Raw genomic sequence first — 13,508 nt, forward strand, 5'->3', positions numbered from 1 at the left:
TACGTTACTAAGCATTATTACTAACCTCAATTTCCTCCCCTGATCGGTTAAAGAATTTAAAGTTAACCATACCTAGCGAACTATCCTTGATTATTTTAACCCAAGTTTTATATTTCATATACCACTGCATTTGTTTTGAGTAAATACCCTTAGTATAGTAAGCATATAAAAATGGATTCATGGAGATTGAAATACCACGTTCGTTTTGTTTTGTCAAGATATAATCGAGGTTATTCTCAATGACATCCGTTACCAAAACACTAGCCTGAATCGTGCCCGTACCTCCACAAGTTGGGCAAACTTCACGCGTAACAATGTTCATTTCCGGCCGGACACGCTGACGTGTAATCTGCATCAGGCCAAATTTCGTTAAGGGCAAAATTGTAAATTTCGAGCGCTCGGGTTTCATTTCATCACGCATGATGTCTTGCAGGAGTTTTTTATTCTCTGCTTTCTTCATGTCTATGAAATCTACGACGATGATACCACCCATGTCGCGTAATCGAAGTTGACGAGCAATCTCTTTAGCTGCTTCGCGATTGACACTAATAGCAGTCGCTTCCTGGTCTTCTTCAGAATTCGATTTGTTACCGCTGTTAACATCAATAACATGCAATGCCTCAGTGTGCTCAATAATCAAATAACCTCCACCGGGTAAACTTACTGAGCGCCCAAACAACGATTTAAGTTGTTTTTCAAGACCTAAGGCTTCAAATACCTTTACTTTACCACTGTAGAGTTTAACAATTTTTTCTTTCTCAGGCGCAATAGTGTGAATATAATCCCTGATTTCGTCGTAAGATTCACGAGTATCTACTGTAATACTCTCAAAGGACTCATTAAGCATATCGCGCAGAATAGACGAAGCCCTATTCATTTCGCCTAATACACGATCACGCGGTTTGGCCTCAGACAATGATTTAAGCGCCTGATCCCACTTTGCAAGAGAATTTTGTAAGTCGCGGTCGAGCTCTTCTACATCTTTATCCTGCGCAACCGTTCGTACAATAACGCCGAAGTTTTGTGGTTTCAATGACGACATTAGCCGCATCAACCGCGACCGTTCGGCACGGTCTGTAATTTTTTTGGACAGGTTTACACCATCTGAAAATGGCACCAATACTAAATAACGGCCTGCAATAGAAATATCGCAGGAAAGGCGTGGACCTTTGGTTGAGATGGGCTCCTTAACCACCTGAACCAGAATGGGAGCGTTTTTCGTCAGGACCTTATCGATTTTCCCGATTTTATCGATAGGTGGCTCCAACTTCATGCCGCTGAGCCGCCCTGTAGTGACGCGCTTGGCGATTACGTCTTTAACCAGTTTGTTGAGCGAATTAATATTCGGTCCTAAGTCCTGGTAGTGCAAAAAACCGTCTTTCTCGTGGCCAACATCTACGAAAGCAGCGTTAAGGCCCGATGATAATTTCTTGACTGTTCCTAAGTAAAGATCGCCAACGGTGAAGCTGCTGTCTAACTCTTCTTCGTGATACTCCAGCAATCTCTTGTTTTGCAAGAGCGCAATCCGATCACCTTTCTGAGTCGAACTGATAACTAATTCATTACTCACAAGATGAATATACGGTTAAGAATGGCTATATAAAAAGAAAGAAGCCACGTTCGGGCTTTTCAGACCGGCCGAGGCTTCAAATAGGTAGGCAGTAGGCAATTGCAGAAGGCAGTTATGAGCATAACAGTTAAGCTGTTGACTGCCTACCGCCGACTATTTCTTCTTGTGCCGGTTTTTTCTGAGCCGTTTCTTCCGCTTGTGAGTGGCAATTTTGTGCCGTTTCCGTTTCTTACCGCAAGGCATAATAAACTAATTTAATGGTTAAAATATGTGTCGGCCTGCCAATCGGTCAGGCCCGAAAAAGTTGTATAGTTTTAAGTTGAACAGCTATATAGCTAGTTGACGCGTCGATCAACTTGATAACAATTCAACTATATAACTCACTTCAACCGCTCTTCATATTCGCGAACAGCGGCCAGAATCTGCGGGTCTTTCTCCTGCTTCTTTACCTGTGCCAGCACCTGTTTCGCTTCGGCTTTTTGACCGGCTTCAGCTAAACTAACCCCTAGATAAAACTGTGCTTTCCGGCTCGATGGGTTATTAACCAAGATTTGCCGAAACCGCTCAACTGCTCGTTCATACTGGTTAGATCGCATAGCCAGTAAACCTAAGTTGAAGAGTGCCAGTTCATTTGTTGGGTCCTGCTTAATGACCTCGCGCAGGAGCATAATTCCCTGCATTGGTGTATCGGTATTGACATAAGTCATGGCCATATTGGCCTTTGCCGATAGCAGATTTGGGTTTTTAGCCAGCGCCTGTCCGTATAAATCACGGGTTTTCTGACCTAACAACGCTGTTTTCTTTTCATCGACAGCAAAGGTATAGGCTTCAAAATATTCATCCCCGGCTCGTAAAAGATTCCGTTCCGTTGGTTGAGCTTTCGCCAGTTCCTCTGCATAATGAGCCGCACTGTCGTACCGGGTTACTTCATGCAACAAGGCAATAAGTTTTACCCCGACAGCTTCCTTTTGGGTTGTACCTGCCTTCGTAAACTCAGTTTGGAGTGTTACTAAGCGTTTCTGTTGCTCAGGCGATAGCGGCTTCTCATGAATAGAAGGGCTATTGCTTGATACGTTGAGTGAATCGGAACCAGACTGACTGACTCCAGACGTTTGCGCTGTACGTCCCCCTGCGAGTTGCTTACTTTCATTGCGTACAACCACCTTCGGTAAGGTATATAACCCCACTGTTAGGGCCGCAGCCAATAAGACAACAAGCAGCACGAATTTATTCATAATGGAAATCGTCACAATGCAAACGCCTGAGCCGGCCTGATTTACCAGTTCATAGCCGTTTGGGAAACTTTGCTTACTCAGCGGCTACTTTAGCTTTGTCGCTGGTTTTAACCTGCTCAACAAAAACCTTGGCGGGCTTGAAACTCGGAATAAAGTGCTCATCGATCACCATAGCGGTGTTTTTTGAGATATTCCGGGCTACCTTCTTAGCTCGTTTCTTATTGATGAAGCTACCGAACCCTCTCACATAAATGTTCTCTCCCTCAGCCAATGAGTCCTTTACTACTGAAAAGAAGGTTTCCAGGGTGTTTGTTACTTCTGCCTTATCAATACCGGTCTTATCGGCGATCTCGGCAATTACGTCTGCTTTCGTCACGACTTCTTAAACTTTAACGTTTACTGTATTGTTGAAAATTCGGGTCTCAAAATGGGAGCACAAAGGTAGGGCTTTCCTATAAATTTAAAAACCCTATGCTTCCGTTTTTCCTGCTAACGATGTATTTTTTTGTTTTATTTTGAATTGGCTATCAGACCTTAACAACATCGAAACCACATTTGCTCCTATTCTTGAGCAGTGGTATTCGGTTCATAAACGCGACTTACCATGGCGCCACACCCGCGATCCGTATCGTATCTGGCTATCGGAAGTCATTCTTCAGCAAACCCGCGTAGCACAGGGAAAACCCTATTATGAGCGCTTCGTAGATGCCTATGAAACAATTGCTGATCTGGCCCGAGCTGATGAACGTGAGTTGTTGCGACTCTGGCAAGGTCTGGGTTATTATTCCAGAGCCAGGAACCTGCATCAAACTGCTCGTTATGTAACTCTTCAATTAGATGGTAAGTTCCCATCTACCTATCATGACCTACTGAAAATGAAGGGGATAGGTGCTTATACGGCAGCTGCTATCGCTTCGTTTGCCTTTGGCGAACGTGTTTCTGTTGTGGATGGAAATGTTTATCGGGTATTGGCACGGGTATTTGGTATAGAGGAAGATATCACCACAACGAATGCGAAGAAAACGTTTGCCGCTTTAGCTACACGCCTGATCCAATCGGCCAACGATCCGGCTACTTATAACCAGGCCATTATGGAGTTCGGGGCGATTCATTGTACACCTGTTGCACCCGATTGCCTTTTATGTCCTCTACAACAGGGGTGCGTTGCTTACTTAACGGGGCGCCAGCATCGGTTGCCCGTTAAATCAAAAAAGGCTCCGGTTCGAGAACGATTTTTCACATACCTCATTTTTCGAAAAAATGGAAAATTAGCTCTTCGCGAACGGACGGCGCGTGATGTCTGGCAAAATTTGCATGATTTTTATTTGCTTGAAACCGAAGATGCAAAAGCAATGTTGCCAGATTTACCGCTTCCTGAAGAGGTCAAAGACTTAGTACAACGAGGGGTAGTTACTGGCTTGCCGGTGGAGTCAGTTCAGTTGTTATCGCACCAACGTATTCGTGCCAGATTCTACCTGATCGATTTGCCTGAAGCTGCTATTGATAGCTTGCCGACAGACTTACAATGGTATGATATGGAGGAAATTAGTCACCTTCCTAAGCCTGTATTGATTACAAACTATTTAGAAAATCTGTTTGGATAAGTGGGTAGATTTTAGTATCTTTAATCCTCTTAAACGCTACGGAATTTTATACGTAACCAACAAAATAAAGAGTATGGCAAGTCTTAATAAGATGACAATAATCGGTAATCTGGGGGCCGATCCTGAAGTCCGTTATCTGGATGGTGGAGCTGTTGTGGCAACCTTCAATGTAGCGACTACCGAAAAATATACAAACCGAAATGGTGAGAAAGTAGAGCAGACAGAGTGGTTTCGGATTGAATTGTGGAATGAACAGGCCAAAGTGGCTGAAAAATATTTGAAGAAAGGAAATTCTGTCTATGTTGAAGGTCGCCTTCGGACAGAATTATGGACGGATAAAGAAGGTAAAGAGCGGACATCGTTACGTGTTCGGGCTAATACAATGCAATTGCTGGGTAGTCCGAATAGCGACCGAGCAGAAGAACAACCTTCTTACGAAGCACCCAGACAGCAGGCTCCGCCCGCACAACCTCGCCCGCAACCGACACCAGCTGCTCAGCCTGCGCGCCAACAGGCAGCGCCATCGCGTAGAGAGCCTGAACCGGTGCCATTCGAGAGCAACAGTGGCGACGACGACTTGCCGTTTTAATCCACATAACTTGCTCTATTGTTGAACGAGATTTGATATACATGGATCCTGGTGACCCTCTTCCTCGACAGGTGCTCCCAGCCGCTGATGGCTGGGGCACCTATTTTGATTTATATGCCCCTTATACGGCTTTGATTCTATTGCTGCTGACAGTGGCGGGTTTGGTCTCTGCTTCAGAAGCTGCTTTCTTTTCTCTTTCTCCGGATGATCGTGCCCACTGTCGAGAAAGTAGTCAGGCCGATAAACAGCGAATTGCCACGCTTTTAGAGCGTCCTAAACGGTTATTGGCATCGCTGGTTATCTTCAATAATTTACTCAATATTGCCATCGTCGTTATAGTTACTTACCTAACTTGGGAGGTGACTCAAGTCTCGTCAGGATCAGGTTGGATACTGTCTGGGATGGCGCTGGCTACAACGGTCGCAATCGTCTTATTTGGTGAGATTGTGCCAAAGGTGTATGCGAGCCAGAATAACTTAACAGTGGCTCGCCAGACGGCTCCCCTGGCGCAACTCGGGCTGACTGTATTTCGCCCCCTGGCCATGATGCTGGTCAGTTTAAGCAATCAGGTAGATAAGCGAATTCAGCGCCGTGGCTATAAACTATCGGTAGAGGAGCTAAGTCAGGCCGTTGAGCTAACGGGTACGAACGCGACGAGCGAAGAAAAAGAAATACTTAAAGGTATTGTCAATTTTAGTAATCTGACGGCCCGTCAGGTGATGCGGGCAAGACTGGATATTTCGGCCGTTAGTGAAGATTTATCGTTTAGTGAATTACTGGCTCAGATTAATGCATCTGGCTACTCAAGGGTGCCGGTTTATGGGGAGTCATTAGATACGATTGACGGTATTCTATACATCAAAGATCTACTGCCACACATTCATGCAGATGATTCGTTCCACTGGCAATCATTACTGCGTCCTGCATTTTTTATCCCTGAAAATAAAAAAGTAGACGATTTACTTCAGGATTTCCAGAAAAGGCGAGTACACATTGCTATTGTCGTTGATGAGTACGGGGGGACGCGTGGTCTGGTAACGCTGGAAGATATCATCGAGGAAATTTTCGGCGATATAAATGATGAATTTGACGACGAGGATCCACTTGGCTATCGACGTGAAGATGACCAAACGGTGGTATTCGAGGGTAAAATGTCACTGACTGATGTGTGCCGGGTATTGAATGTTGATGCAACAACGTTTGAAGATGCACAGGGAGACAGCGAATCTCTTGGTGGCCTATTGCTTGAGCTATTTAGTCGACTTCCTAAAGCTGGTGATGAAACCACTTATAATGGGTTTGTATTTCAGGTAGTGTCTGCTGATGATAAGCGAATTAATGAAGTACGAGTACGAAAAAGCGATACTATTAAGGAAGCATAGGCTTATTACTCTTTTATACCCAAAGTCCTCTCCCCTGGTTATAATCCATGCCAATCCGTTCAATGTCATTAGCCGAATAGGTCAGAACTCCTTTTTTGCGAAGTTCGTGTAAACGTCTTTTCTCAAGCAAGGACAATTTGCCATCGACCAAAACGCCGAATACAATAAGTCGCTCCAGACTTCGACGTACGGCAAGAGGAGCCTGGAGTACCTGTTCAGTAAAATGACCCGTTAATGGTGTAGTTCTAGATAATTCAAAGCGGTCAATCAGGGTTTCTGTCAGCATAAAGTGGGCATAATTATACTGCCTTTTTAGAATCGACGCGTAGTGTAGGGCTTCCAGAATCAACGGACGGAATTGCTCGTTTTTTCCCCATTCTTCATGAAGTTCATGAACAAACTCACGGATTGTAATGGGAGCCATCACCCGAATTTGAGCTTCGTGAAGTGTTTGCCATGATGCCCAGGTATTCCATAATGCATAGATAGGCAGACCTACAAGGTCTGTTACTGGACGTAATGCATACCTGCCAATAAATTGTTTTAAGGTAATCTTTAGAATCAGTGTGCTGAGTGCTGCCTTGGCAATAGTTGATAGAAAAAAAATGGTTAATCCCCAACGGGGCATCGTCATAAATGGATCAACGCCAAAACGAAGAATGCCATATTGCGATTTTTCGAGGGCGGCATTAGCTAACGATTGCAAATGTCGCTCATACTGAGCATCGTGGGCACGGGGAAACTGACATACCTCCATGATCGACTTTACGCCCCATAAGTTAATCGCCAGCATTAAATTTATCTCCAGATAAACCAGTAAAATACTATATAAGGCTGTAATCAGGGATAACTCATGGGTATTTCCAAAAAGTCGAACGGTCGTTGTGCTGAATAATTCAGGCCAGATATACTGTGGCCAATACAGTAATAATACACCCGTTATACCCAGCAGCGATGTTATTGTTAGAGTTATAATTTTCGTTCGGCGGATAACTCGACTTTCAATAGAGTTCAGTACGTAAGGCTCATCGGCGGGGTGCGACATATCGAGTACCTGCCGTAAGTAGCGCATTGACAGATGGTCGAGTGGACCAGAACTGTTGTTCGGAGGCCGGGTAGACATGATTGTAGTTTGTGACAGTGGTATAATAGGATAAACTACTAAAATACCGAGGTTGTTGGCAAACAGCCAGATATAATCAAATTGCTTTGACTAAACGGTCATATCTCCTTGCGTGTCGGATAGGTAAATGCGATGGCGATTGCTCTTTACGAAGTATCGTATAAACGCCCTTCACCTATGAGATACTCACTTTTCCTTTTAGGCTGCCTGATAGCCAGTCAGCTACAAGTTTTGGGCCAAGTTGCTCCGTCGCCCAAAACATTGCCTGTTCAACAGCGTGTCAAAGATGAAATGACGGATGCGGCCAATCTGTTTCTAGGCATGCTTACGCCAGAACAGCGGCAAAAAACTACCTTCCCATTTGATAGTGAAGAACGCTTCAACTGGCACTTTGTTCCGAGAGAACGTAAAGGACTCCCTTTAAAACAGATGACGCCAGAACAGCGTCAGGCGGCAATGGCCATGCTCAAAACGGCACTGAGCCTACAGGGCTATGAGAAAGCAACATCCATTATTGATATGGAAAATGTGCTACGTGTAATTGACAATCGCCCTCCAAATGATGTATACCGTGATCCGGAAAATTATTCCTTTACATTTTTTGGCGACCCGGCCACAAACGCTCCCTGGAGCTGGCGGATTGAAGGACATCATTTGTCACTTCAATTTGTGGCAGTAGACGGTAAAGTGCTGGCCCAGACTCCTACATTCTTTGGCAGTAATCCGGGCGTACTGAAATTTGACTCAGGCATGGCCGATAAGCGAATGTCTGATCCGCGTGTCAAGGATTTGCCCCAAAAAGGTAGAGCGATATTAAAACAGGAAACCGAAAAAGCCTTTGCGTTGCTGAAAACTCTGAACACCGATCAGCGAAAGCAGGCTGTGTTGGCGGCAGTCGCTTATCCCGAAATGGTTACCAGCAACAAACGTAAGGCATCTCTGGAACGGATGGATGGAGTGAAAATGGCCGACATGAATAGCGAGCAACGCAAATTATTTATGGATCTGATACAAGCGTATTTGACTAATTACCGTATTACCCTGGCCAAACAGCAATTAGATAAATTGAAGAAAGCGGGACTAGATGAGATACGGTTTAGTTGGGCAGGCGATCTAACGCCCGAACTGGGTGATGGAAAAGGATGGTACTATCGAATTCATGGCCCAACGATTCTGATTGAGTATGACAATTCCCAAACGAATGCCAATCACATCCATACAGTAGTACGTGATTTGACCAATGATTGGGGCGAAGATTTACTACAGGAGCATTATAAAAATGCTAGTCACGGTAAGGACTGAAGCAAATAAGTAGACCGTTTAACAATTTTTAAGCGATTAATAAGGATGTTTCTTCGTAATTTGTCCAGATTTTTTGTTAACAATTCATGAAGAAACTCCTTATCAGTGCGTCAGTTATGTTGCTTTCGGTGGCAGCTTCGGCGCAGGAAACGCAGTGGTATCTGCAAGATAAAACCGATAACACGGCCGGCATTAGCGTCGAGCGAACGTACCGTGAACTATTGAAAGATCGCAAACCAACTCCCGTTGTGGTTGCCGTAATTGACGGAGGTATTGACACAACTCACGAAGATTTACGTCGAGTTCTATGGGTTAATCCGAAGGAAATTGCTGGCAATGGGAAAGACGATGACAAAAACGGTTATGTGGATGATGTTCACGGCTGGAATTTCATTGGCGGAAAAGATGGTCGAAACGTCAATTATGAAACGGCCGAGGTAACCCGGCTTTATGTTCAGCTAAAACCTAAATACGAAGGGAAAGACCGAAAGACACTAAAGCCGGACCAGCAGAAAGAGTACGATCTGTATGTAAAAACGAAGGCGGAATTAGAGAAAAATCAGTCGCAGTACAAAGCACAATATCAGGGCATTGGCCAATTCTATACACAGTTTTCAACTGCGGTCGCTAACTTGAAAAAAGTGCTGAATGTAACGAAACTGGATACACTGACCTTGCGTAAAGCTGCAGATACCCTTACAAATGCGAGTCTAAAGCGCCCAGTATTGGGAATATTACAGATATTAGGCCAACAGGGAGCTGCTGATACGGATGTAATCATGAGCGAGCTCGAAAAGGCGAATGAGCAACTCAAAGCTCGTGCGGAGTATAATTACAATCCGGAGTTCGATGGCCGTTCTGTTGTGGGTGACAATCCAAATGATATGAACCAGCGTGATTACGGCAATGCCGATATTGCTGGTTCTCGCCCTGATCATGGTACGCACGTTGCGGGCATAATTGGCGCCGATCGTACGAACAACCTTGGCGTAAAAGGAGTATCTGATGCAGTTCAGATTATGGGTGTGCGGGCGGTACCTGATGGCGATGAGCGTGATAAGGATGTTGCCAATGCTATTCGGTATGCAGTTGATAACGGGGCACAAATTATCAATATGAGCTTCGGGAAGGACTATTCTCCACAGCGCAGTGTAGTTGAAGATGCCGAACGATATGCGCTTTCGAAAGGTGTTTTGATGGTCCATGCGGCTGGAAACGATGGAAAAGATATTGACACTGCAGCCAATTACCCAGCTCCCCGCTTTATTGATGGTTCTGCCATCCCGAATGTGATTACAGTAGGGGCAAGTGCTTTGCCTAATACCAGCGATTTGGTTGCCAGTTTTTCGAACTATGGCAAGCAGAATGTAGATGTCTTTGCTCCCGGTAAAGATATTTACTCGACTGTACCCGGCAGCAAGTATGAAAATAACAGTGGTACAAGTATGGCCTCACCTGTGGTAGCGGGAGTTGCCGCTGTGCTAAAGTCGTACTTTCCTAAGCTGACGTACGCCGATATTAAGCGAATTATTATGCAATCGGCAACACCTTATTCAACAAAGGTGACCAGACCAGAATCAACCGATATGGTTGCATTTAACACGCTATCAAAAACGGGAGGCATTGTCAACCTGTATGATGCTGTAAAAATGGCACTGGCAGAAGAAGCTGCTTCAGGAAAAGCGAAGTAAAAAATAAAGTAGTCTAGGAAATAAATCAGGCCAGCTAGTGCACAAATGCATTAACTGGCCTGATTTATTTATTGGCCTAAAATGGCAATGATCGCATCTGTATCTCCCACTTCGCCAAGGCGCGGAAAAATAACATTAAGACTGTTTTCATGAGCACTGGCCACCATGTCGGTCATGGCATCCTGGGCAAACGCAATGTTATAGCCCCGTTCGCTGGCGGCCCTTGCCGTACTTTCCACACCTCGGCTAGTTGCCACGCCCGCCAGTACAATTCCTGTAATACCCCGTTTCTTAAGTTCTTCGTCTAAAGGAGTTTCATAAAAGGCACCCCAGGTATGCTTGGTGATAAAAATATCGTCGGGTTGCGTTTCGATTTCAGGTACTAATTCCAGCAAGTCGGCAGTAAAGCCCACGCTTGACGGTTGCTGGGTATTACGGCGTATGGCCACTCCTGTATTAGCAACGGGTTTAACCATAACAACAACAATAGGCAAACTGACCTTCCGAAAGGCAGCTATTAACTTGGTTGTGTTAGCCAGAATTTCGCTGGCAGGAGTTAGAAGTGGGTATAACATGACCGCTTTCTGAAAATCAATTAGAACCAGTGCGGTGTTTGGGTCGAGTGCGGTGACCATGTGTAATTGGGTTTGAAATAAGCGATGCGATCAGTTTCTAGTGCTATACTGACTACTCTTGTGGAATGGCATTCGTCAGAAATGCACCACTAAAAAAAACAGGCAACATAGTGATACCAGAACATAGGGTTTATGAGTTAAAAATGCGTTCATACTCGGAGCTCGAGTCTGTTCCTCAAACTGGCGGAGCCACTTCAGCGGTCAGGTTTTCGGATGCAGCGGAAACTGCTTGTCTGGATTTGTTTGTTTGCAAATGCCGGAGGTGAAGGACACCGATTCCCAGAGCCAGCATGCCCTGACCTAATATGGTGGCCTCCACACCAACGTGTTCCGATATGGCTCCTACAATCAGACTACCAATCGGTAACGCGCTAGCGTACACCATAACGAACATACTGATTACTCGCCCCCGCATGGCTGGGGCCGCCTGGGTCTGTAGCAACGTGTTATTAATTGTAATCTGCGACATCATCCCGAACGCGCCAATCGCGATAAATAGCAATGCCAATGGATACCAGGCCGTGTAGGAAAACAAGATGAGGCCCGTTCCAAAAACAAAGGTGTTGATGGTCAGTATTTTATTTAGGTTAGCACCCGGTTTTAGAGAAGCCAGGAAGATTGCGCCAGCAAATGCTCCAAGTCCAATGGCGCTATCGAGCAGACCAAAGGTTGACGCTGTGCCATGAAAGACATCTTTCGCATAAACGGGCATCAGGCTGGTGAAGGGTAAAACCAACAGGCTGACCAGCGCCAGCATAACAATGATAAATCGAATAGACGGCGTTTCTTTTACATACACGAACCCTTCAACCAATTCACCAAGAATATTCTTGGTATGTAATTTAGGTACGTAGGTTGGCAGTTTCATGAGCAACAGCGAACCAATAACGGCAATGAAACTGACTGCATTCAGCCCGAAACAGACCACTTCTCCTAATCTCTCAATGGCAAGACCAGCTATCGCTGGACCAATTAACTTGGATAAGTTGACCATGGATGAATTTAAGGCCAGCGCATTAGGCAAGTCTTTTTTATCCTCGACCATCTCGTAAACCAGCGACTGGCGGGCGGGTACATCGAACGCATTAATCAGGCCCAGCACGACGCTCAGCAGGATGATCTCCCAAACTGCATAGTCCTTGAAGAAGACCACGGCGGTAAGCAGGATGGCCTGCATCATGGATAAGACCTGTGTGAGCAACAGGACGCGATACCGATCATATCGATCAGAGAAGACCCCGCCAAAAGGTGTCAGTAAAGCAGAAGGAAACAGGGTAGCAAATACGCTAACCCCCAGCATAAATTTGGAGTGAGTTTGCGAATAAATTACCCAGCTTACCGCCGTCTTCTGCATCCAGGTGCCTAACAATGAAATGGATTGCCCGGCAAAGAATAACCTGTAATTACGGCTTTTAAATGCAGTGAATGTATTTACGTTCATAACGTGAGTTATTGTTGGTACCTATCAATATTGCCTGAAAATCAGGGTTTCATCTTATCCATAAATGAAATACTAGCCATCAGTGATAAGGCCGTAAAGCCTAAAAACAGCAGGAACATCAACAGCTTGTTTTGAGGAGATGCCTTACTTACCCGAAGCAATACATAGCCGATAAACAGATTGAAACAGGCCCACAAGACATTGATCATTGGCGAAGACAAACCTTTGCCGGGCGGATTGGCAAACGGAGTTGGAAACGGATCTCCGGAGACACCGTTGATAAAATGAGGGACTACATTAGCCAGGAAAGCGCCGGCAAAAAACGCAGCTACATACTGATACCATTTCATGATTCAATGATTAAGTTGTGAGTAATGCTTTTAAAATCAGTTGGTTACTAGATTTAGTCAACCTCTACTAGTTTGCTTAAAGGAACCAATGCCTGTCGTAGAAGCGCCTTGTCTTCGGCGGAGCAGGTTTCCTGTATGGCTTTAGTCAACCATTCGTCCGCTTCATGTCTGACAGCGTGCAAAATGGCCTGACCTACCTCCGATAGTGAGATCATGACCTTACGTTTATCGGTTTCGGAAGGCTTTCGGGTAATGTATCCGAGTGCTGACAGATGATTCAAAATTTGCGACATCGACTGCGTCGTTACCTTTTCCATCTTGGCGATTTCGTTGGGCAACATTTCTTTCTGTTTATCGAGCAGTTTAATGACAGATCGTTCGGTAAGCGACAGCTTTTGATGAGTTGGCGACTGGCTGCGTATCTTTTTAATAAGCCGGGCTACAATCGTTCGTATCTCGGTTGATAGCTCTTGATCATTTTGGGGTGGCGATGTCATGATAGTAAAGTAAACTTGTTAAGTTACTTTACAAATTTAATACTAATTATTGATTAGCCAAGAGTGAACACCTGGAAAACTTTAGAAAT

13 protein-coding genes are annotated in these 13,508 nt (G+C 45.0%); 5 read left to right on the top strand and 8 right to left on the bottom strand.

Features of this window, described 5'->3' with window-relative positions:
• Nucleotides 1-7: 7 nt before the first annotated feature.
• The 3 genes from GO755_RS11865 to GO755_RS11875 all read right to left on the bottom strand — a co-directional run bounded on the left by GO755_RS11865 (nucleotide 8) and on the right by GO755_RS11875 (nucleotide 3,181).
• The gene (locus tag GO755_RS11865) at nucleotides 8-1,570 is read right to left on the bottom strand and encodes an Rne/Rng family ribonuclease (RefSeq protein ID WP_317165847.1); all 1,563 of its coding nucleotides are present in this window, start codon (nucleotides 1,568-1,570) and stop codon (nucleotides 8-10) included.
• Nucleotides 1,571-1,950: 380 nt separating this feature from the next.
• A complete protein-coding gene (locus tag GO755_RS11870) occupies nucleotides 1,951-2,805 on the bottom strand; it encodes a tetratricopeptide repeat protein (protein WP_157584977.1) in 855 nt (284 codons plus the stop codon).
• A gap of 73 nt (nucleotides 2,806-2,878) precedes the next feature.
• On the bottom strand, nucleotides 2,879-3,181 hold the full coding sequence (locus GO755_RS11875; protein ID WP_080237187.1) for an HU family DNA-binding protein: 303 nt from the start codon (nucleotides 3,179-3,181) through the stop codon (nucleotides 2,879-2,881).
• 139 nt (nucleotides 3,182-3,320) lie between these two features.
• On the opposite strand from GO755_RS11875, the gene mutY reads away from it, so the two are divergent.
• The 3 genes from mutY to gldE all read left to right on the top strand — a co-directional run bounded on the left by mutY (nucleotide 3,321) and on the right by gldE (nucleotide 6,380).
• Nucleotides 3,321-4,409 carry an A/G-specific adenine glycosylase gene (mutY, locus tag GO755_RS11880; protein WP_157584978.1) on the top strand — a complete coding sequence of 363 codons (1,089 nt, stop codon included), beginning with the start codon at nucleotides 3,321-3,323 and terminating at the stop codon, nucleotides 4,407-4,409.
• 73 nt (nucleotides 4,410-4,482) lie between these two features.
• Nucleotides 4,483-4,998: a single-stranded DNA-binding protein gene (locus GO755_RS11885; RefSeq protein ID WP_157584979.1), complete on the top strand. Its 516-nt coding sequence runs from the start codon at nucleotides 4,483-4,485 to the stop codon at nucleotides 4,996-4,998.
• A gap of 41 nt (nucleotides 4,999-5,039) precedes the next feature.
• Nucleotides 5,040-6,380, top strand: coding sequence for a gliding motility-associated protein GldE (gene gldE / locus GO755_RS11890; RefSeq protein WP_157584980.1), 1,341 nt, complete (start codon nucleotides 5,040-5,042; stop codon nucleotides 6,378-6,380).
• A gap of 13 nt (nucleotides 6,381-6,393) precedes the next feature.
• Here the strand turns inward: gldE and GO755_RS11895 are convergent, their stop codons facing one another.
• Nucleotides 6,394-7,503 (bottom strand): LBF_2804 family protein, encoded by a 1,110-nt coding sequence (locus tag GO755_RS11895; protein ID WP_198174816.1) that lies wholly within the window; start codon nucleotides 7,501-7,503, stop codon nucleotides 6,394-6,396.
• A 177-nt stretch (nucleotides 7,504-7,680) separates the two neighbouring features.
• Between GO755_RS11895 and GO755_RS11900 the strand changes: the two genes are divergently transcribed.
• Together GO755_RS11900 and GO755_RS11905 are read left to right on the top strand one after the other, a co-directional pair.
• A complete protein-coding gene (locus GO755_RS11900; protein WP_157584981.1) occupies nucleotides 7,681-8,805 on the top strand; it encodes a DUF3500 domain-containing protein in 1,125 nt (374 codons plus the stop codon).
• Nucleotides 8,806-8,891: 86 nt separating this feature from the next.
• Nucleotides 8,892-10,496, top strand: a complete 1,605-nt coding sequence (locus GO755_RS11905; RefSeq protein ID WP_198174817.1) for a S8 family peptidase — start codon at nucleotides 8,892-8,894, stop codon at nucleotides 10,494-10,496.
• Nucleotides 10,497-10,564: 68 nt separating this feature from the next.
• Here GO755_RS11905 and GO755_RS11910 read toward each other — a convergent pair whose 3' ends face one another.
• From GO755_RS11910 to GO755_RS11925, 4 genes are all read right to left on the bottom strand, one after another.
• Nucleotides 10,565-11,131, bottom strand: a complete 567-nt coding sequence (locus tag GO755_RS11910; protein WP_157584982.1) for an isochorismatase family protein — start codon at nucleotides 11,129-11,131, stop codon at nucleotides 10,565-10,567.
• 175 nt (nucleotides 11,132-11,306) lie between these two features.
• Nucleotides 11,307-12,572: an MFS transporter gene (locus tag GO755_RS11915; protein ID WP_157584983.1), complete on the bottom strand. Its 1,266-nt coding sequence runs from the start codon at nucleotides 12,570-12,572 to the stop codon at nucleotides 11,307-11,309.
• 41 nt (nucleotides 12,573-12,613) lie between these two features.
• Nucleotides 12,614-12,922: a hypothetical protein gene (locus tag GO755_RS11920; RefSeq protein ID WP_157584984.1), complete on the bottom strand. Its 309-nt coding sequence runs from the start codon at nucleotides 12,920-12,922 to the stop codon at nucleotides 12,614-12,616.
• Between the two features lie 53 nt (nucleotides 12,923-12,975).
• Entirely contained in the window at nucleotides 12,976-13,419 is a 444-nt protein-coding gene (locus tag GO755_RS11925) for a MarR family winged helix-turn-helix transcriptional regulator (protein ID WP_157584985.1), read from the bottom strand.
• Nucleotides 13,420-13,508 lie beyond the last annotated feature (89 nt).

The organism is Spirosoma arboris (assembly GCF_009754945.1).
In the GTDB taxonomy this organism is placed as follows: Bacteria; Bacteroidota; Bacteroidia; order Cytophagales; family Spirosomataceae; genus Spirosoma; species Spirosoma arboris.